A 20,613-nucleotide genomic window follows, 5' to 3' on the forward strand; every position below is an offset into this window, starting at 1 on the left:
GCCGGAACTGTGGTCGAATGCTCGGGTCGGACGGTTTGACGAAGTTCTTGGAACAGCACCCTGCCGCCGTCGTTCGGACAAGCGTTCGTGCAGAGGGTCGTGCAGGCGCGTGGTGTGTTCGGGCTGCAACCCGCAGCCTGCGCCGTCACGATAACAGGAGAGTCGAAACCATGGTCAACAAGCATCCGTTGCCGGGAAGCGAGCGAACCGTAGAGCAAGGTTCAAAGGTGGTTGGGCAGTGCGATCCGGCGGAGCGCATCGAGGTGTTGGTGATGCTGCGCCGTCGGCAGCAGGCGCAGTTCGATGCGCTGATTAGCCGGATCGAAGCCGGCGACCCGAGCGTCAAGCCGCTGTCGCGCGAGGCGCTCGCGAAAGACTACGGCGCCGCGCCGGACGACGTCGCCAAGGTCAAGGCTTTCGCCGCCGCGCATGGACTGACGGTGGTCCACGAGGACCTGGCGGCGCGCTCGGTCCTGCTAAGCGGCACGGTCGCGCAGTTCCAGAGCGCGTTCGAGGTCAAGCTGGAGAAATTCCAGCATCATACGGCCGGGCAGTTTCGCGGGCGCTCGGGCACGATCAGCGTGCCGGACGATCTGCACGGCGTGGTGGAAGCCGTGCTCGGACTCGACAACCGGCCCCAGGCGCGGCCGCACTTCCGTATCCGGCCGCCGTTCGTGCCGGCCAGAGCGCATCAGGCGTCGTTCACGCCGCCGCAACTCGCGGCGCTCTACCAGTTTCCGCAAGGCGACGGCGGCGGGCAGTGTGTCGGCATCATCGAACTCGGCGGCGGCTATAACACCTCCGATCTGAAGTCCTATTTCGCGAGCCTCGGCGTGGCTTCGCCCACAGTGAAGTCGGTCGGCGTCGATCAAGGCGGCAATCATCCGAGCGGCGATCCGAACGGGCCCGACGGCGAGGTCACGCTCGACATCGAAATCGTTGGTGCGATCGCGCCTGGCTCGACCATCGCCGTGTACTTCACACAGAACAGCGACGCCGGTTTCATCGACGCGGTCAGCCGCGCGGTGCACGACACGGCCAACAAGCCTTCGGTGATTTCGATCAGCTGGGGCGCACCGGAGTCGAGCTGGACCAGTCAGTCGCAGAAGGCGCTCAACAGCGTGTTGCAGAGCGCGGCGGCGCTTGGCGTGACGGTCTGCGCGGCATCGGGCGACAGCGGATCGAGCGACGGCGCCAGCGGCGGCGATCAGGTCGACTTTCCGGCGTCCAGTCCCTATGTGCTGGCGTGCGGCGGCACGAGCCTGACCGCCTCGGGCACCTCGATCGCGCACGAGGTGGTGTGGAACGACGGCGAGCAGGGTGGCGCGAGCGGCGGCGGCGTGAGCCAGGCGTTCCCGGTACCGGCGTGGCAAAAGGGCTTGTCGGCGACCTCGTCGGGCGGCGGCAAGAAGCCGCTTGGCGGGCGCGGCGTGCCGGACGTGGCGGGCGACGCGTCGCCTGTTACCGGCTACAGCGTGCTGATCGACGGCACCCAGACGGTGGTTGGCGGCACCAGCGCGGTCGCGCCGCTATGGGCGGCGCTGATCGCGCGGATCAACGCCGCGAAGGGGCAGCCTGCCGGCTTCATCAATCCGAAGCTGTACGGCAAGCCGGGCGTGTGCAACGACATCACGCAAGGCAACAACGGCAGTTTCGCGGGTGCCGCGGGATGGGATGCCTGCACGGGGCTCGGCAGTCCCAATGGTCAGAAAGTGGCCGCCGCACTATAGTCTGCAACTCACGCCCCTTCAGGCACCTTTTGGGGAGTCCCGAAAGGTGTCCATCGAGGGGCGCATCGAAGCAAGTCCCCTGGAGGGGCGGCCCACAAGACGTGAACGAACCCATGGAGCGATCATGACGAACACAGAGTCAGCTTCCGTAAGTCCGCAGTCGCCGCACAATTCTCATACTTCGGCGGCCTCGGCTGCTTCGGCCAATTCCAAAGCCACGCACAAAGGCGGCGATCAACCGTTCTTCGATCCGGTTGCCTACGGCAACGGACCGGACGATTCCGTCACCGAAGTCGACGAGACGGCCGCGGTCACGCACCATTCGGTCACGATCGGCGGGCGCAAGATCAACTACACGGCAACGGCGGGTCATCTGATCATTGTCGACCCGAGCAGCTCGCAGCCCGAAGCCCGCATGTTCTACGTCGCGTTCACGCAGGACAACCAGAAGGAGGAAACCCGCCCGGTGACGTTCTTCTATAACGGCGGCCCGGGGTCGTCGTCCGTGTTCGTGCTGCTGGGCTCGTTCGCGCCGCGCCGCATCAAGACGTCGATGCCGGGCTTCACGCCGCCCGCGCCGTATTCGATGGAAGACAATCCGGACAGCCTGCTGGACCGCAGCGACCTGGTGTTCATCAATCCGGTCGGCACCGGCTACTCGGCGGCGATCGCGCCGAAGAAGAACCGCGATTTCTGGGGCGTCGACCAGGACGCCGACTCGATCAAGCAGTTCATCAAGCGCTTCCTGACCAGGAACAACCGCTGGAATTCGCCGAAGTATCTGTTCGGCGAATCGTATGGCACGGCGCGCAGTTGCGTGCTGGCGTATCGCCTGCACGAAGATGGCGTCGATCTGAATGGCATCACGCTGCAATCGTCGATTCTCGATTACACGCAATCCGGCAATCCGGTCGGCACGCTGCCCACGGCGGCCGCGGACGCGTGGTACCACAAGAAACTCGGCATCGCGCCACGGCCGACCGATCTCGGCACGTTCGCCGAGGAAGTCGCGCAATTCGCGCGCACCGATTATCTGGCGGCGCTGCGCAAGTTTCCGACCACCGATTCGGCGACCGTCGAAAAACTGAGCGAATACACCGGCATCGACAAAACTAGCCTGCTTGCGTGGAGCCTGGATATCGCGGCCTACGACAGCCGGGGCAATTCGCTGTTCTTGACCACGCTGCTGAAGTCGCAAGGTCTGGCGCTCGGCGAGTATGACGGCCGGGTGACGGCGATCGACACGGGCATTGCCGGCAAGATCGACCCGAACTCCGGCGGCAACGACCCGACCATGACGGCGGTGACCGGCGTCTATACGACGATGTGGAACGTGTACCTGAACGAGCAGTTGAAATACACGTCGAATTCGTCGTTCACCGATCTGAACGATCAGGCGTTCAAGTACTGGGATTTCGGTCACATCGACCCGACCGGCGCGCAGAAGGGGCTCGACTCGAAGGGCAACATCATTTTGTACACCGCCGGCGATCTTGCCGCCGTGATGGCGCTCAATCCCGATCTGAAAGTGTTGTCGGCGAATGGCTTTTTCGACTACGTGACGCCGTTCTATCAGACCGTGCTCGATCTGCAGCAAATGCCTCTCCTCAGTCAGCAGGTCCGGCAGAATCTGTCGGCGCGTTTTTATCCGTCGGGGCACATGGTTTATCTCGACGGCGGCTCACGCACCGCGCTGAAGGCGGACCTCGCGCAGATGTACGACGCGACGGTGGCCAACACGCAGGCGCTCGGCCGGATTCGCGCGTTGCAGGCGCGGGGGGCGAAGTAGCGGCGGGGCGCGCTCGCGGTATGAGGCTGGGTAGTGCGGCGGGGCGGCTCGCGCCGGCGAGCGAGTTGACAAAACGGTGCGCAGAAACCGTGGGGCGGCGCGTGAGCCATCGCGTCGCCCCGCACGGCATCGTCGAACGCTCGCCGTCGTGCTGCCCCATTCGATAACGCCCTGCGCAAACTGCGGGGCAACTGCCCGCGCGGTTCGCGCGAGGGCCGCGCTTTTGTACGACAGAATATTGAATGTGTTTTAATTACCCTGCGAATTGAACTATTGCGTGCTGCAACCGGCGCGCCGACGAATGAACGCAGGCATTGCAGACACGTGTCGCACCGACCTTTCCGGCGACCCACCCCGACGTATCCAGGCGGCAATTGCAGCCACGCTCGCGCGTGCCGGTTGCATCACGACGCGACGTGCGTTGCTCATGGGCCTCACCGCGCTCCTCGCGTTGCGCATCGGCGTCGTGCACGCGCAGGTCGGCGGCATGCTCGACCATCGTGTCACGCAGCAATCGGTGGGCGAAACGATTTGCCGTCCTGGCTATGCGGACGCGGTCGCGCCGCCTTTCGACCAGCTGATGGCGCACAAGGACCGCATGCTGGCCGCGCGCGGCATCGATGCCGAGGACGGCTCCGCTTTCGCGCTCGACCGGCGTGTGCCGATCGTGCTCGGCGGCTCGCCGGATGCGTCCGCCAATCTCGACCTGCTGCCGTGGGCGGGTCATCAGGGCGAGCGGCGCAAGGCGCGTGCAGCGGTCATGCTCAAGCGCTGCGTCTGTGAGGGCAAGCTGAGTCTCGCGCAGGCGCAAGCGGCGATCGTCGGCAACTGGTCGATGGTTTATTCGGGCTTCGGCCAGACGTCCTGCAATGTGAGCCGCCTCGACGTCGCCACTGTCGGCGATGGCGGCGACAACAACGGGATTGGAGGCGACGCCGATCAAGGCGACAGCGGCGCAGGCAGCGTTCAGGGCGCCGAGCGTGCCGGTGCGCCCTCAGGTCACAAACCGCGTCGCGCGTCTGCGCCGTCCTGATCGTTCATTCGCGCCTATTCAGACAGGCTGCGTCGTTGTCCGCGGCCTGCCGTCCTTCATTTTTTCGGAGAATCACCATGACCCATTCACGTGTTGCCGCAGTGGCGCTCACTATCGGCGGCGTGTTCAGCAGCGCCGCCGCGCTTGCCGCCGACCCCGTACCTTGCGGCAAAGCCGACGCGCTGCAGATTCGCGGCGATGTCCCCGCCGCAATCAGCTTCGATGTGTACCGGCAACTGCGGCCGTTGAACGCGCAACGTGTTGCATTATTCCAGTCAGCCGGCGAGGTCAAACATTTGCCGGACGGACTGGCGGTCTGTCAGATCGCCGACGACGGCGTCGACGATCCGTCCGCGGTGCTGGTTCGGTTGCCGCAGGGCAAGAACGCGTGGTGGGTAAGCTCGGCCAACGTACAAGTGGCGGACCCGACGACGGACTGATCCCGTCGATTAACCCGTCTTTTGCGCCGGTCCCCAGCCAGGATGCCGTGGCGATGCGAGCCGCGGCCCGTTTTTTGCGGGTGCCCTTGCGGTGCCCCTTTTGCCGCCAACGCATTGCCGGCGTTCGTGCCGCATTAAATGAACAGATGTTTTGCTGTCGGCAATACCGCTTATTCGGGTACAGTGCATCAACGACGGTCTTCGAGTCGCCTTCATGCCGCCGATGCTGCAACGCTATTACCAAACGCGGCGGGTCTTTGCTGACTATCTGAACACGTGACGAATTCGCAGAGGAGATTCGGATGATTGCCTTCTATTTGTCATTGATCGCTTTGGGCGCTGCCGGTGCTGCAGTGATCCGCGAACTCGCCGCGAGGCAAACGAAACAACGTCCGGCGCGCATCCGGACCGCGGATCGACGCACGAGCGACAACGCGCGTAGAGGGTAGGCCGCATGAACCTCATCGTGCGCAACATCGCCGAGTCGTGCAGCGAGCAGCAGGTGCGGGACTTCCTCAAGCATGAACTCGGTCACTACGCAAAAAACGTCGAGGTGATCGACGCTGGCAAACCCGGCGCCTACGCCACGGTCGAACTGGACGCGAACGTCCCTTATGTCGGCGACGTGATTGCGCGGCAGATTCACGGCAAGCAACTGGGCGGCCAGACGCTCGAAGCGAGCGCCGATCTGTTCACCGACGAACCATCCGCGCAGTAACCGGCCGCCCGAAATCCCGCGAATGCGGCGCGCAGCGTGAACGTGGTTTGACTCGCGGGTCACGCCGCGCACGCTGGTCGGGTTTGCGTCGTCGGCGCTTGCGCGGCATCTCGTTCTGTCTATTCTTCACTCGGCTGCGCCGGGCAGTCAAACGGTGTGTACGGCAACGCCCGCTTGTGAAGCGTTCCGTTGTAGAAACGCAAGATCGTCTCGCGCGCGGCGGCGCTGACTGGTTTGCGTTCCAGGAAGTCGTCGATCAGGTCGTACGGGATGCCGTAGGCGTCTTCGTCGGGCCGCAGCGGACGCAGCATTTCGAGGTCGGCGGTCGGCACCTTGTGCGCCAGCGCTTCGGGTGCGCCCAAGGCCTTCGCCAGCGCGCGCACGCGCCGTTTGTTCAGTCCGGCGAGCGGCAGCACGTCGCCGCCGTCGCCGAACTTGGTGAAGAAGCCCATCACCGACTCGGCCGCGTGGTCCGTGCCGATCACCACGCCGGCCCGAGCGCCGGCCACCGCATATTGCGCGATCATTCGCTGTCGCGCCTTGATATTGCCGTGCACGAAATCCTGTTGCGCTTCGTCATTGAATAACACGCCGCTGTTATCCAGCGCGGCGAGCATCGCATCGGCGGCGGGTTTGATGTCGATGACGAGATTTTCGTCCGCGCGAATAAAGCTTAACGCCTGCTGCGCATCGACTTCGTCTTTCTGCTTTGCGTAAGGCAAACGTATTGCGACAAAATGCGCGTCGTAATTGTCAGAGCGCAATCTTTCGACGGCGAGTTGCGCAAGGCGCCCGGCGGTGGTCGAATCGACACCCCCGCTAATGCATAAGTTTTCAGGCCGCTCTCGCGCAGGTAGTTCGCCAGAAACTCGACCCGGCGCGCGATTTCCCGTTCGGCGTCGAACTCGGCTGTGACGTGCATTTCAGCGGCGATGCTTGCCTGGCGGGCGATGGGGTCTTGTTGCGGCATGATTTCTTTGTGCTCCTCGCGCGCTCACGCATTGTCAGCAATGAACGCTTGCGCGCCGATAAGATAAATAGCGAACCCGCGAGCGGGTGGGGGCGATGCAGTTAAGCCAGCAACGAAGGGTGCATCGGTCTCGGGGATTTATCATCGAAATGGGCTTTAACACTTGCAACACATTTTTTTAAAATTGCCTCGTGGATCATCAAATAGCGCAGCTTTTATGGCGAGATTCACAGGGCGTCCGTAACTTTATCGACAGAATGCAAACCGCTTAGTAATATCCTCGTTCCGAGCGCCGCGTGACCCGGCGAGCAGTCAATAATAATCAGGTTTGCTCTAATACGCGATGAACTACCCAAATCGGCCTGGCCAGCCTGTATTGGACCGCCTGACTTCCGCTTCGGCAGTTCATCCGTGCGACGAAGCGCACTTGCGGCATTGGCGCTGCGAGTCGCGTGCGTCGCGGTTCAGCCGTGTTGCTTGCGTTGCACGTGTGACCCGTGTGCGGGTCACACGTGCCGTACATGTTTTCCGTTTTCCTGCACGCGCACTGGCCGCCGCGCTCTGTGCGATTTCGTGCGCCGCTGCGCTGGCCGCGCCGGTTCACGGACCCGCGTTGCCGCCGGCCGGGCCGGACGCGGAGGGCCGGCCCGCAGCCGCCGTCAATGCGTCGACGGTCGCCGCGCCCGATGCGGCCGGCGTCGTCGATCCGCGCCGCGCGTTTCTGCTGCGCGACGTGTTCGTGCGAACCGTGACGCGGCAGTTGAAAGTGCCGGCAGCCGAACAGCGCGCCTACGCCGATCGTCTGCAAGCGGCGCTCCATGCGAACACGCTCGGCAACCTGTCGGGCGAGTACATCGCGCTGGTGGATCGCAACGCGAACGTGCAGGCGCTCTTCATTTTCTTCCGCGCCGCTCCGGCCGACAGCTGGCAGATGATCGGCGCGTCGCCGGTGTCGACCGGCCGGCCCGGCGAATATGACCATTTCATCACGCCGCTCGGCGTGTTCGAACATACGCCCGGCAACATGGATTTCCGCTCCGAGGGCACGCAGAACGAGAACCACATTCGCGGCTATGGCAAGCGCGATATGCGGATCTTCGACCTCGGCTGGGCGCAGGGCGAACGCGGCTGGGGCAAAGGCGGCGTATCGCAGATGCGCTTCCAGATGCATGCGACCGACCCTGACCGGCTCGAACCGCTTCTAGGCATTCGCCACTCGAAGGGCTGTGTGCGGATACCCGCGTCGCTCAATACGTTTCTCGATCACTACGGCATTCTCGATGCCGAATACACGGCGCTGATCGAAACGGGGAAATCGCTGTGGGTGTTGAAAAGCGATCGGCAGGTCATGCCGTGGGCGGGGCGTTACATCGCCGTGGTGGATTCGCAGCGCAAGGGCCGGCCGGCGTGGGCGCCCGCGCCCGGCAGCAAGGCGCGCGCGAAAGTGCCGGCCGGCGCGGATACCGCCGATTGAATCACGGCTGCCCGGCGCTTGACGAGCGGCTTGACGGTGCCCGTGAGCGCCTTTGCGAGCGGCCTGGCGAGCGTCTTCAAGAGCGCGCGAGCAGCACACCCGCCAGCGCGAGCGCAAACCCCGCGATCTGCACCGGCAGCAGCGTTTCGCCGAAGCCGACATAGCCTTGGAGCGCGGCAAGCGGCGGCGCGAGGAACAGCAGCGCGGTGGCGCGTGCCGCGTCGCCGCGTCTGACCATCCACACCAGCAACGTGACGCTGATGCCCGAAAGCATCACGATGCCCCACGCGAGCGACGCCCATAAGCTGGTCGAGGCAATCCAGCGATGCTCGCCGAGCGCGAGCGCGAGCACGGCCGCGACGAGCGCCGCGCCGACATTTTGCACCGCGCTCGCGCTGCGGATATCGGCCTTCGCGAGCGAGGTCTTCTGAAACAGCGTGCCGGCCGTGATCGACGCGACCGCGACGATCGAGATCAACACGACCAGCCACGCGGGTGCGTTGCCATGCGGGGCCGGCGGCGCGGCCGCGGCGAGCTTTGGTTCGAGCACCAGCACGACGCCGGCGAGGCCCAGCGCCATGCCGGTCCAGCCGCGCCGCGACAGGCGCTCGCCGAACAGCGGCGCCGCGACGGCGGCCGTCGCGAGCGGCTGCAGCGCGCCGAGCAAGGCCATCACGCCGGCGCTCAAGCCTTGGGCGACGGCCCAGTAGCCGGCGCCGAGATAGACGCCTTGCAGCAGCGCACCCGCCATCAGATGCTTGCCGAGGTCGCGGCCGGTCGGCCACGCCGCGCGTGCGGCTAGCGCGGCAAGCGCGAAAATCAGCGCGGTCCCGCCGAAGCGCGCGAGCAGGAACAGATTGGGATCGGCGTACGGCGTGATCGCGCGGGCAACCACGAAACCGGTCGACCACAGCACGACGAAGACAGCGGCAATCAGAGAGGCGAACATCGCAAGGGTTGGGGTGCAAAAGCCGCCATCTTGTCGGGATGCGCGTGGGGTGTCTTGTTTGAAGCTGCAATTCGTCAGAGAGAGCGGGTGGCGCCGGGCGTGCAGGGTGGCTTTGCCGGTAGCGGCCACCCATCACCAGATCAGCAGCATCGTCCCCGCGCCCAGCAGCCCGCCACACACCGCACACGCCCACAACAACAGCCGCGTGCGCCGGTACTCGCGGCCTATATCCGCGATCAACTGGGCGTTCTGCTGCGGGGTGCGCGCGTGCTCGTGTTCATGCTGCAGATAACGAACCGTCAGTTGCGGCACGCGTGGCAGCATATGCGCGAGATGCGGCAGCTCGCGCGAGATGCGCTTGATCCAGCCGCGATGATCGACGTCGCGCCGCGCAATGTCCGCGAGCACGCCACGCGCGATGTTCCAGGTATCCACGCCCGGATGCAGCGCACGCGCGAGCATCTCCGCCTGCTGAAAAGAGCGCTGCGCGGCGGCTAGGCGGGCGGGCACCGCGCCGTCGAACGGATGCACGGCGTGCAGCAGATGATGAAACAGCGAACCCGCCGAGCGATCTTCCGGGGCCGCCGCGAAATGCGCTTCGGCGCGCGTGCGCAACTCGGCTTCGAGGATCTCCGAGCGGGTGTCGGCGGGCACGTGACCGGCATCGCGATGCATCTCGGCGAGGCGCCCGTAATCCTGGTCGAACAGCGCGGTCGCGCCGTGCACGAAGAATTCGCGCTCGCCGGTCGACAGCGTCGACATGATCGAAAATTCCGCCAGCACGAGGCGCCCGAGCGTGTCCGGCTCGATGCTCACGCGCACGCGGCGCGCGTCGAGCGTGGCGTGGAAGAAGCCGTGCTCGAACGCCTGCTCGGAAACGACTTCGATGATGTGCGCGGCGAGCGGCGCGAGCTTGACGTGGTTCGCGTGCAAGCCGGCCAGGTCGCTCGCGGGCAAGGTGTTGATGCGCTGCATCGTCAGCGTGCGATTGGTGCATAGATCCCAGATCACGTCCGGCACGACGAGGCGCGCGTCGCCGTCGAAATGATGGCCGGTCTGGCTCAGGTTGGCGGCTTCGGCGCGCAGGTCGAAGCGGCGCAGGATGTCGTCGGTGAAGGTCTGGGCGAGGGCGCGCAGTTGCAGGCGGCGCGCCGTGCCCGACAGCTTTTCCAGCCAGCGCGCGACCCAGCGCAACAGCGCGAGTTCGTCGCCGATCTGTTGCAACTGCTCGGCGCGCACCAGTTTGATCGCCACTTCGTGATGCCCTTTGACCGGCGTCAGCAGCCGCGCGAAATGCGTCTGTTCGGCAAAGCCGCCGCGCACCGGCACCAGGTCGACCGCGCTGAACAACGTGTCGAGCGGCCGGCCGAACGCGCGCGCCAGCGCCTCTTGGGACTCGCGCGGCGGCAGCGGCTCTTCCATATGATCGACCGCGTCGATCGCGTCGTGCAAGGTCGCGCTCGCGAGTTCAGGGCGTTGCGCGAGCGTCTGCGCGAAGCGGCTGGCAAGCGGCCCCAGCGCCGGCAACAGGCTGTGCAGATTCTGGCCGCTGCGCTCCGATGCGTGCACGCGGCCGACCAGTTCGATCATCCAGTGGAGTTTGCGCCCGGGCGGCGCGGCAAGCCAGATCAGGCGCGCGCCGTAACGCAGCGCGTGGAACAGCAGCAGTAGACGGCGAAGCAGTGGCGGCATGGGGTGTTCGGTTGACGGACCAGCAGGGTTTGACAGGCATCGACGGGACGTCGGGGCGCGCGGCCAGGGCTCAGGTTAGCAGGTACCGGCAGACGAGCGCTTCGGCAGGAACGTCGCCGCGCCACGCGTAATACAATACGCCGGCCTTCTCCAACCGTGCGAAACCCAGGCGCCGGCTTCCGGCCTTCATCAGATGCTCGCAGAACAACGACACCAATACATCCTGGCGCAAGTCGCAAAAACGGGCGCGCTCTCGGTCGCCGAACTGGTGCGCGAACTGAACGTGTCGCGCGAGACCATCCGCCGCGATCTGAACGCGCTCGCCGCGCGCGGACTGCTGGTCACGACTCACGGCGGCGCGCTGTCGAGCGACCGGCGCGAGCCGGATCTCGATACGCGCGAAGCGGCGAACGCCGGTGCGAAGCGCGCGATCGGCGAGCGCGCGGCGGAGTTCGTGCCGGACGGCGCGTCGCTGATCATCGATTCGGGCAGTACCACGCAGGCAGTCGCGCGGGCGCTGCTCGACCGGCATCGGCTGGTGGTCTATACGAACGACTGGCGCATCGCGCTGCTGCTCGGCCGGCGCAACGACAACCGCGTGACGCTGCTCGGCGGCGAGCTGTCGGATATCGAGGACGCCACTTTCGGGCTCGACACGGTCCAGCAGCTCACGCAATACCACGCGGACTTCGCCTTCATCGGCGCCGGCGGGATCTCGCCGGACGGCTATCTGACCGACTACAGCCGCATGGCTGCCGAAGTGCGCAGCCGCATGATTGCCGCCGCCGGCACGGTGGTGATCGTCGCCGACCATTCGAAGTTCGGCCGCGTGACGCCGGTGCGGATCAACGGGATCGAGTCGGCGCGTTATCTGGTGACCGAACTGGCTCCCGAGCGCACGCTCGGCAAGGCGATTACCGCGCATGGCCCGGAAATTCTGATCGCGTAATAGCGTGACTGCCTGATTGCGGCTCGGCTGTATGGCGGGTCATGCGGATGCGTAATCGCTCGGGCAAGAAGTTGAGCGCGGGCAACGCGTTGTGCGTTTTGCCCCGGCATCGCACGGTTTACACGGGCCCGCCGACCCTCGGCTGCCCCGGACATGTTCAAGTTCCACACACGGTAGCGAACAAAAGCGCTTTGGCTAATATTGGCGAATTGTGCTGTTTTTGGGAACTCGCGAGAATAGTCATGGCGTTGTCATCGAAACCTGTGATTCTTGCCGTGCCCGTTCAGGCATGGCAGGCAGTGCGAGCGTCGTAGAGGGGCTGTTGGTCTGGCTGGAGAGGAAGCGGCGAAGTTGTCGGCAATCTGCAATCCGCGGCACTGAGCGGTGGTGAGCGCGCAGAAGGTCATGACAGCTGGCTGCGGGCAACACGCAAGCGGCACGGCGCTAACGCCGTTCAATCACAACAGGTATGGGGTTATCCCGACCGTCTGGTTTTTGCCTTTCGGAGAAAACGACATGACAAAGACGCATTCCCTTCAGGTCACGGCCGGCCTCGTTCGCAAACTGCTGCCGGGGCTGGTCGCCGCGGCGGCATTCGGCGGCGCGGCGATGCAGGCTCACGCAGCCGACGCCGTGGTGCTGTACACCGCCGACGGCCTGGAAAATCTCTACAAGGACGTGCTGCCGGCTTTCGAAAAGAAGGAAGGCGTGAAGGTCAACATCGTCACGGCGGGCAGCGGTGAAGTGGTGAACCGCGCGACCATCGAAAAGGATCAGCCGAAGGCGGACGTGATCGTCACGCTGCCGCCGTTCATCCAGCAAGCCGACCAGGCCGGTCTGCTGCAGGCGTACCAGAGCGCCAACTACAAGAACGTGCCGGCGATCGCCAAGGCGCCGAACGGCACGTGGGCGACCTTCGTGAACAATTACTTCTCGTTCGCGATCAACCCGGACGTCACGAAGAACCAGCCGAAGACGTTCGCGGACCTGCTGCATCCGGACTACAGCGGCAAGGTCGCGTACTCGAATCCGGCTACCGCGGGTGACGGCATGGCGGTGATTATCCTGACCACGTCGCTGATGGGCGAGGACAAGGCGTTCGACTATCTGAAGAAGCTCGAACAGAGCGCCAAGTTCCACACCAAGGGCACGGGCTACCTCGACGTGCTGCTGTCGCGCAACGAAATCGCCGTCGCCAATGGCGACCTTCAAATGGACCTGGACGACGCGGCCAACGGCGGCCTGTCGCTCAAGCCGGTGTTCCTCGCGGCCGAGCCCGGCGGCCAGCCGACCACCTTCCAGTTGCCGTACGCGATCGGTCTGATCAAGAACGGTCCGAACCAGGCTGAAGGCAAGAAGCTGATCGACTACCTGATGTCGACGGAAGTGCAGGGCAGGGTGCCGGACATCTTCGGCATTCCGGGCCGCACCGACGTGCCGCTCGCCGGCAAGAACGGCGAAGCGGTCAAGCAGGCCATCTCCGGCGTGAAGCTGATTCCGGTCGACTGGAACCACGTGATGGCGAAGAAGGCCGATTGGACCGCGCGCTGGAAGAGTGAGGTGATCGGCTCGTCGGGCAAGCAGACCGAAGTGGTCAAGCCGAAGTAAGCCGCCGTTTGCGGCGTAGTCAATTGACGTAACTGAGTCAGGCGGCGTCTGCGGGTATCGGCAGGCGCCGCATAGCAATAATCTTGTTGGAGGATCCACCCGGTGAATACGGTCAGTCTTGCTCACCCCGGCGCGCTCGACGCGTCACCGGACGCGCTCGATGCCGCGGGTTCGAACACGCCGGGCGGCGTGCAGATCGACCATCTGACGGTGCGCTTCGGCACCCGCACGGTGCTCGACGACCTGTCGCTGACCATCCAGCGCGGCGAGTTGCTCACCGTGCTCGGCCGCAGCGGTTGCGGCAAGACGACCTTGCTGCGCTTCATCGCCGGGTTCATCGAAGCGGACGGCCTCGCCGGCACGCTGACCGTGGCCGGCCACGATCTCACGCACGTGCCGCCGCACAAGCGCAATCTCGGTCTGCTGTTCCAGAGCTACGCGCTGTTCCCGCATCTGTCGGTGTTCGAGAACGTCGCGTTCGGTCTGCGCGCGCGCCGTGCGCCGTCGCGCGACATCGCACGGCGCGTCGCGGATGTGTTGAAGCTGGTGCAACTCGGCGACGCCGGCCACGTGATGCCCGCGCAGCTGTCGGGCGGCATGCAGCAGCGAGTGGCGCTCGCCCGCGCGCTCGTGATCGAGCCCGACGTGCTGCTGCTCGACGAACCGCTGTCCGCACTCGACGCCAATCTGCGCGCGTCGGTGCGTTCCGAACTGAAGGCGCTGCACGAGCGCTTGCCGAATCTGACGATCCTCTGCGTGACGCACGATCAGGACGACGCGCTGGTGCTGTCCGACCGCACGCTGTTGATGCGCGAAGGGCGCATTGCGCAACTCGGCACGCCGCAGCAGTTGTACGACACACCCGCCGACGGCTTCGTCGCGCGCTATCTCGGCGCGGCCAATCTGCTGCCGCCGCAGCTCGCGTTCGCGATGGACGACGTGCGCTACAACGAGCGCGAGCGGGTCGCCTGTTTGCGTCCCGAGGCGCTGCGCATCGTGCCGCTCGGCGAAGGGCAGATGCATGGCGCGATCACGTCGGTCGAATGGTACGGCGCGGTGCTGTCGGTGCAGGTCACGCTCGACGCGCTGCCCAACGAGCCGGTGCTCGTCACCCTGCAGCGCGGCCAAGGCATGATGCCGGTGAAGGGCGCACGTGTTTCCCTGCGTTACGAGGCTGACGATGTCGTCCTTATCCACCCCTGACACGCCCGCGCCGCTCAGCGCGGCAGACGCTGCCGCCGACGCGCGCCGCCGCGCCAGCGCCGCGTCGCATACGGCCGCGGTGAAGCGCCGCGAACGCGCGGCGCAGTGGCATCTGCTTTTTATCGCCGTGGTGGTGCTCGGGCCGCTCGTCATCTACCCGCTCGTGCGTCTGGTGATGCTGAGTCTGACCGGCTCGCACGGCCTGAGCTTGCAGGCTTATTCGAGCTTCTTCGGCAATCCCGAAACGCGCGGCGTGATCGGCACGACGCTGTGGATCCTGTTCGCCAGCGCGGGTCTCGCGTCGGTGCTCGGCGTGGCGCTGGCGTCGATCCTGTTCTTCAAGCCGTTTCCCGGCGCGCGGATGATCACGCGCTTTCTCGAACTGTTCGTCGCGTTCCCGTCGTTTCTGGTCGCGTTCACGCTGATCTTTCTGTACGGCTCTCAAGGCTCGGTGAGCATCGGCTTGCAGCGGCTCTTCAATCTGCAGGCGCCGCCGCTCGACTTCCTGTTCGGCGTCGGCGGCGTGATTCTCGCGGAAGTGGTGTTCTACGCGCCGTTCGTCGTGCGTCCGACCCTGGCTTCGTTCGCGCTGCTCGACCGGCGTCTGATCGAAGCCGCGCGCAGCCTGGGCGCGAGCGGCTCGATGGTCGCGTTCAAGGTGATCCTGCCGCTCGCGTGGCCAGGCATCGCGGCGGGCGCCATCCTCTGTTTCCTGCTGACGCTGAATGAGTTCGGCATTCTGCTCGTGCTCGGCAGCGCGCATCTGATCACGCTGCCGGTGGCGATCTACAGTTCCGCCACCGTCGACCTCGATCTGCCGAGCGCCGCCGCCGGCGCGGTCGTGATGCTGATGATGTCGTTGTCGCTGTACGCGCTGTACCGCCGGGTCAACCGTCGCAAGGTGAAAGGAGCGGGCCATGGCCGTTGAACTCGACCCGACCGTGTTGCCGGTCATGCACAAGAAGGCGCGGCCGGTGCGCCACAGCCTGCTGGTGCGCATGCTCGGCGGGCTGTTTCTCGGCTTTGCCGGGTTGCTGTGCTTCTGGCTGTTCGTATTGCCGGTGCTGGTCGTCGCGCTGTCGAGCGTGGCCTCGCACTGGTCCGGCACGATCCTCCCCGACGGTTTCAGCCTGCGCTGGTTCGAGCGCCTCGGTTCGAGCGACTTCGACGCGTTGAGGACCAGCCTCGAAGTCGGCATGGGCGTCGCGGTGCTCGGCACGATCCTCGGGCTGTGGCTCGCGCTCGCGCTCGAAGGACGCGACCGGCGTGGTCTGGGCGCGTTCGTCGACACCATCGCGATGATGCCCAACGGCGTGCCGAGCGTGGTGCTCGGGCTCGCGGTGCTGATCGCGTATCACAAGCGGCCGGTGGATCTGTCGAGTTCTGCGGCGATCGTGGTGTTCGTGCAGCTCGCGCTGGTGCTGCCGTTCTGCTACCGCTGCGCGGCCGCCGCGTTGCGCCCGGAGCTGACGGTCCTGCGCGAAGCGGCGGCCAGTCTCGGCGCGCCGCCGTCGATGGTGCTGCGCCGCGTGGTGCTGCCGCAACTGGTGCCGGCGATACGCGCCAGTCTCGCGCTCGGCTTTGCGCTGTCACTCGGCGAGCTGGGCGCCACGCTCACCGTCTATCCGCCGGGTTTCGCGACGGTGCCGATCGTCGTCGTGGGGCAGGTGGAGCGCGGCTATTACCTGCCGGCCTCCGCGTTGTCGCTGATTCTGCTGTTGGTCTCGCTGGCCGCGCTGCTCGTGATCGCCGCGCGCGTCCCACGCCGTCGGGTCGACTGACGCGCAATTCCGCTGCGTGTGTTTGCGTGCCGTAACGGCGTGCGAACACATTGCGATGTGGCAAAATTTGTCAAAATGACCGAATATATGCTGGCTGCTTCTGTCGATCCGATCGATGTCGTGCGCAGGCATTCGCTGACGACGCTGGTGCGCGACGAGATCGAGCGGCATATCGTCGAAGGGGCGCTCGCGCCCGGCGACAAGCTCAACGAAGCCGATTGGGCTGCGCGCCTGCAGGTGTCGCGCGGACCGGTGCGCGAGGCGTTTCGCGCGCTGGAACAGGCCGGCCTCGTGCGCACCGAGAAGAATCGCGGCGTGTTCGTGCGGACGGTGTCGCTGGCGGAGGCGGACGAAATTTACGCGGTGCGCGCGGTGCTCGAAGAAGCGGCGTGCCGGATGCTGGCGGCGCGCATCGACGCAGCGAAGCTCGCGGTGTTGCGCGACTGGTCGGATGCGATGCGTGCCGCAGCCGATGCGCACGATCACGATGCGTACGCGCGCGCCAATGTGGCGTTTCACGACGCGCTGGTCGCGGCATCGGGCAACCGGAAGCTGTATGAAACGTATCGACGGCTGGTGAGCGAGTTGAGCCTGTTCCGGCGTGCCGCGCTGGTGGTGCATGCCGATGCGATGGAGCGCTCGCTGGCCGAGCATCGCGCGATTCTGACGGCGCTCGCCTCGCGCGACGCCGAACGTGCGGCGACGCTGATGCGCGCGCATGTGAACGGCGGGCTGCAGCGCGCGCATGCGGCCTGCGAGACGGCGGGGCCGCCGGGCGGGGCGTCGAGGTTGAAGGCCGCGCCGGTTTCGAGCGACCGAGCCCGGCAAGATTGACTGCGAAGGATTAACGACAGCACGCGTGCCACGCACGCATGGAAGGCAATGATGGCAAATTCAGGTCAACGTACGATTGAAGTCAACGGCCGCAGCTACCGGCTCCCTTCACAGCCGACCGTGGTGGTGTGTGTCGACGGCTGCGAGTTCGATTATCTCGAAGCCGCGGTCGCGGCCGGCGTCGCGCCGTTCATCGGCAAGATGCTCGAGGGCGGTTCGGCTTTCAAGGGCGACTGCGTGATCCCGTCGTTCACCAACCCGAACAATCTGTCGATCGTGTGCGGCGTGCCGCCCTCGGTGCACGGCATCTGCGGCAATTACTTCTGGGACCCGGACGCGAACCACGGCGCCGGCGCGGAAGTGATGATGAACGATCCCGCCTATCTGCGCGCCGGCACGTTGCTCGCCGCCGCCGCCGACGCGGGCGCCGCGGTGGCCGTGGTCACCGCGAAGGACAAGCTGCGCAGCCTGCTCGGCTGGCAACTGAAGGGCATCTGCTTCTCGGCGGAAAAAGCCGACAAGGCGACGCGCGCAGAAAACGGCATCGACGAAGTGCTCGATCTGGTCGGCTTGCCGTTGCCCGACGTGTACAGCGCGGGGCTGTCCGAATTCGTGTTCGCCGCCGGCGTGCGGCTCGCGCAGACGCGCAAGCTCGACCTGATGTATCTGTCGACCACCGATTACATCCAGCACAAATGGGCGCCCGGCACCGAAGGCGCGAACGCGTTCTACGCGATGATGGACGGCTATCTGGCGAAGCTCGACGCGCTCGGCTGGGTGATCGGACTGACCGCCGACCATGGGATGAACGCCAAGCACGATCCGCGCACCGGAGAGCCGAACGTGATTTATCTGCAGGACGTGCTGGACGACTGGCTCGGCGCGAAAACGGCGCGCGTGATCCTGCCGATCACCGATCCGTACGTCGTGCATCATGGCGCGCTCGGGTCGTTCGCGACGGTTTACCTGCCGCGCGACGTCGATGCCGCGCTGGTGATCGAGCGCATTGGGCGGCTGCAGGGCATCGAGGTCGTGCTCGACAACCGCGAGGCGTGCCGGCGCTTCGAGTTGCCGGAGGACCGCGTCGGCGATGTCGTCGTGGTCAGCACGAAGCATGTCGTGCTCGGCACGCGGCGCGACGAACATGACCTGTCCGGGTTGACCGTGCCGTTGCGTTCGCACGGCGGCATTTCCGAGCAGGAAGTGCCGCTGCTGTTCAACCGGCGTGTCGAAGCGTTGCCGGCCGGCGCCGCTGGCGGTAAACGGCTGCGCAACTTCGATATCTTCGATATCGCGCTGAATCGCGTGGCGGCATCATGAACGCCACGCCGCGGGACCATCCGGCCTTCCGGGCGGAAGCGCTGCGGCTCGAAGGCAAGCGCGCCACCCGCACGCGCACGCTCGACGTGTTCGATCCTTATACGGGCACGCGGGTGGGCACGGTCCCGTTGGCGAGCATCGACGACGTGCGCGCGGCGTTCGACTACGCGGTGGCTTATCGGCCGACACTCACGCGTTACGAGCGTTCGCAGATTCTGGAGCGCGCGGCCGTGCTGATGCGCGAGCGGACCGAAGAGGCGTCGGATCTGATCTCGCTCGAATCGGGTTTGTCGAAGCAGGACTCGCGGTACGAGATCGGCCGCGTCGCGGATGTGTTCAAGTTCGCGTCGATCGAAGCGTTGCGCGACGACGGCCAAAGCTTCTCCTGCGATCTGACGCCGCACGGCAAGAAGCGGCGGGTGTTTTCGCAGCGCGAGCCGCTCGCGGGTGTGATCGTCGCGATCACGCCGTTCAATCACCCGATGAACCAGGTCGCGCACAAGGTTGCCCCGGCGATCGCGACGAACAATCGGGTACTGCTGAAGCCGTCGGAGAAGGTGCCGCTGTCGGCGCTCTATCTGGCCGACGTCCTCTACGAAGCTGGCTTGCCCGCGCCGATGCTGCAGGTGCTGACCGGCGATCCGCGCGAAATCGCCGACGAGTTGATCACGCATGCGTCGGCGGAGCTCGTCACCTTTACGGGGGGCGTAGCGATCGGCAAATACATCGCGGCGAAGGCCGCTTACCGGCGTGTCGTGCTGGAACTGGGCGGCAACGATCCGCTGATCGTGCTCGACGACGCCGATCTCGAACGCGCGGCGACGCTGGCCGTGCAGGGCTCGTACAAAAACTCCGGGCAGCGCTGCACCGCGGTCAAGCGGATGCTGGTGCAACAGCGTGTCGCGGCGGATTTCGCCGAGCTCGTCGTGGAGAAGACGCGGGCCTGGTCATTCGGCGATCCATTCGATGCGTCCAATCAGATGGGCACGGTGATCGATGCCGCTGCCGCGCAGCTTTTCGAAGCGCGCGTGAACGAAGCGATTGCGGGCGGCGCGCGGCTGCGGATCGGCAACCAGCGCGAGGGCGCGCTGTATGCGCCGACGGTGCTCGACGGCGTCGAGCCGTCGATGACGCTGGTGCGCGAGGAAACCTTCGGGCCCGTGTCGCCGATTATTGCCTTCGACACGCTCGACGACGCCATTCGCATCAGCAACGGCACGCCGTTCGGGTTGTCGTCGGGGGTGTGTACGAACCGGCAGGACGCGATCACGCGCTTCATCAACGAATTGCGCGTGGGGACGGTCAACGTGTGGGAGGTGCCCGGCTACCGGATCGAGCTGACGCCGTTCGGCGGTATCAAGGACTCCGGGCTTGGCTATAAGGAAGGGGTTCAGGAAGCGATGAAGAGCTTCACCAATCTAAAGACCTTTTCATTACCTTGGGAGTAAGAGAGTGGCATTGAGTCTGAAAGACATCCGCTCGTTATTCGCGCAATACGGCAATCTGGCTTATAGCGGCGAGCCGGTGACCCAACTCGAACATGCTTTGCAAAGCGGTGCGCTGGCCGAAGGGGCGGGTGCCGGCGACGAGCTGGTTGCAGCCGCGTTTTTGCACGACCTCGGGCATCTGTTGAATCTGCAAGGCGACACGCCGACCGAGCGGGGCATCGACGATCTACATCAGTATTTCGCGCTGCCGTTCTTGCGGCCGGTGTTGTCGGACGCGGTGCTGGAGCCGATCCGCTTGCACGTCGACGCCAAGCGCTGCCTATGCGCAATCGACGCCACGTACTTAGGACAGCTTTCCGCCGATTCGGTGCGGAGTCTGGAATTGCAGGGCGGCATCTTCAGCAGGGAAGAGGCCCAGGCGTTTCTGGGAAAGCCCTATGCGGAAGATGCGTTGAGTCTGCGTAAATGGGACGACCGCGCAAAAGAGCAGAATCGTGCGACGCCTGATCTCGATCACTATATGGGTGTGGTCGAGCGCGTGATGCGCAAGCATGCGGTTGCGTGAGCCACGAGTTTGCGCTTTCCGCTTCTGTTCGTCTTGCTAGATCCTTTGGATGCGTTATAGCGTCGTTATCGTTGCGCCCACTCAGAGTGCACGTCATACATATCAAAATT

Annotated in this window: 17 protein-coding genes and 1 pseudogene; 15 read left to right on the plus strand and 3 right to left on the minus strand. The window is 65.3% G+C overall.

Features of this window, described 5'->3' with window-relative positions; translation table 11 throughout:
- Positions 1–170 precede the first annotated feature (170 nt).
- From PQR02_RS05975 to PQR02_RS05995, 5 genes are all read left to right on the plus strand, one after another.
- Entirely contained in the window at positions 171–1,730 is a 1,560-nt protein-coding gene (locus PQR02_RS05975; RefSeq protein WP_408226884.1) for a S53 family peptidase, read from the plus strand.
- A 124-nt stretch (positions 1,731–1,854) separates the two neighbouring features.
- Complete coding sequence (locus PQR02_RS05980) at positions 1,855–3,519, plus strand: S10 family peptidase (RefSeq protein ID WP_408226887.1); 1,665 nt, start codon at positions 1,855–1,857, stop codon at positions 3,517–3,519.
- 301 nt (positions 3,520–3,820) lie between these two features.
- Positions 3,821–4,552, plus strand: a complete 732-nt coding sequence (locus PQR02_RS05985; protein WP_408226890.1) for a hypothetical protein — start codon at positions 3,821–3,823, stop codon at positions 4,550–4,552.
- A 77-nt stretch (positions 4,553–4,629) separates the two neighbouring features.
- Positions 4,630–4,992, plus strand: a complete 363-nt coding sequence (locus tag PQR02_RS05990) for a hypothetical protein (protein ID WP_408226893.1) — start codon at positions 4,630–4,632, stop codon at positions 4,990–4,992.
- Positions 4,993–5,446: 454 nt separating this feature from the next.
- The gene (locus PQR02_RS05995; RefSeq protein ID WP_408226896.1) at positions 5,447–5,710 is read left to right on the plus strand and encodes an RNA-binding protein; all 264 of its coding nucleotides are present in this window, start codon (positions 5,447–5,449) and stop codon (positions 5,708–5,710) included.
- Positions 5,711–5,829: 119 nt separating this feature from the next.
- Here PQR02_RS05995 and nadE read toward each other — a convergent pair.
- Positions 5,830–6,680, minus strand: a pseudogene (gene nadE / locus PQR02_RS06000) (NAD(+) synthase).
- 499 nt (positions 6,681–7,179) lie between these two features.
- On the opposite strand from nadE, the gene PQR02_RS06005 reads away from it, so the two are divergent.
- On the plus strand, positions 7,180–8,154 hold the full coding sequence (locus PQR02_RS06005; protein ID WP_408226899.1) for a L,D-transpeptidase: 975 nt from the start codon (positions 7,180–7,182) through the stop codon (positions 8,152–8,154).
- 76 nt (positions 8,155–8,230) lie between these two features.
- Here the strand turns inward: PQR02_RS06005 and PQR02_RS06010 are convergent, their stop codons facing one another.
- Both PQR02_RS06010 and PQR02_RS06015 read right to left on the minus strand, forming a co-directional pair.
- On the minus strand, positions 8,231–9,103 hold the full coding sequence (locus tag PQR02_RS06010) for a DMT family transporter (RefSeq protein ID WP_408226902.1): 873 nt from the start codon (positions 9,101–9,103) through the stop codon (positions 8,231–8,233).
- 132 nt (positions 9,104–9,235) lie between these two features.
- The gene (locus tag PQR02_RS06015) at positions 9,236–10,795 is read right to left on the minus strand and encodes an ABC1 kinase family protein (protein ID WP_408226904.1); all 1,560 of its coding nucleotides are present in this window, start codon (positions 10,793–10,795) and stop codon (positions 9,236–9,238) included.
- Between the two features lie 193 nt (positions 10,796–10,988).
- Here PQR02_RS06015 and PQR02_RS06020 point away from each other — a divergent pair, with 193 nt between their 5' ends.
- The 9 genes from PQR02_RS06020 (at position 10,989) to PQR02_RS06060 (ending at position 20,503) form a co-directional block, all read left to right on the plus strand.
- Positions 10,989–11,744, plus strand: coding sequence for a DeoR/GlpR family DNA-binding transcription regulator (locus tag PQR02_RS06020; protein WP_408226907.1), 756 nt, complete (start codon positions 10,989–10,991; stop codon positions 11,742–11,744).
- Between the two features lie 516 nt (positions 11,745–12,260).
- Positions 12,261–13,352 (plus strand): 2-aminoethylphosphonate ABC transporter substrate-binding protein, encoded by a 1,092-nt coding sequence (gene phnS, locus PQR02_RS06025; protein ID WP_408226910.1) that lies wholly within the window; start codon positions 12,261–12,263, stop codon positions 13,350–13,352.
- A gap of 102 nt (positions 13,353–13,454) precedes the next feature.
- Complete coding sequence (phnT, locus tag PQR02_RS06030) at positions 13,455–14,555, plus strand: 2-aminoethylphosphonate ABC transport system ATP-binding subunit PhnT (RefSeq protein WP_408226913.1); 1,101 nt, start codon at positions 13,455–13,457, stop codon at positions 14,553–14,555.
- Complete coding sequence (gene phnU, locus PQR02_RS06035) at positions 14,533–15,483, plus strand: 2-aminoethylphosphonate ABC transporter permease subunit (RefSeq protein WP_408226916.1); 951 nt, start codon at positions 14,533–14,535, stop codon at positions 15,481–15,483. The genes phnT and phnU overlap by 23 nt, the downstream gene beginning before the upstream one ends.
- A complete protein-coding gene (phnV, locus tag PQR02_RS06040; protein WP_408226919.1) occupies positions 15,473–16,336 on the plus strand; it encodes a 2-aminoethylphosphonate ABC transport system, membrane component PhnV in 864 nt (287 codons plus the stop codon). Before phnU ends, phnV begins: the two co-directional genes overlap by 11 nt.
- Positions 16,337–16,411: 75 nt before the next feature.
- A complete protein-coding gene (locus PQR02_RS06045; RefSeq protein ID WP_408226922.1) occupies positions 16,412–17,170 on the plus strand; it encodes a phosphonate utilization associated transcriptional regulator in 759 nt (252 codons plus the stop codon).
- A 51-nt stretch (positions 17,171–17,221) separates the two neighbouring features.
- Entirely contained in the window at positions 17,222–18,490 is a 1,269-nt protein-coding gene (gene phnA, locus PQR02_RS06050; RefSeq protein ID WP_408226925.1) for a phosphonoacetate hydrolase, read from the plus strand.
- Positions 18,487–19,938 (plus strand): phosphonoacetaldehyde dehydrogenase, encoded by a 1,452-nt coding sequence (gene phnY / locus PQR02_RS06055; RefSeq protein WP_408226928.1) that lies wholly within the window; start codon positions 18,487–18,489, stop codon positions 19,936–19,938. Before phnA ends, phnY begins: the two co-directional genes overlap by 4 nt.
- Positions 19,939–19,942: 4 nt before the next feature.
- Positions 19,943–20,503: a phosphonate degradation HD-domain oxygenase gene (locus PQR02_RS06060; protein WP_408226931.1), complete on the plus strand. Its 561-nt coding sequence runs from the start codon at positions 19,943–19,945 to the stop codon at positions 20,501–20,503.
- Positions 20,504–20,613: the final 110 nt, after the last annotated feature.

It is taken from the genome of Paraburkholderia sediminicola (genome assembly GCF_046026895.1).
GTDB lineage: Bacteria > Pseudomonadota > Gammaproteobacteria > Burkholderiales > Burkholderiaceae > Paraburkholderia > Paraburkholderia sediminicola_C.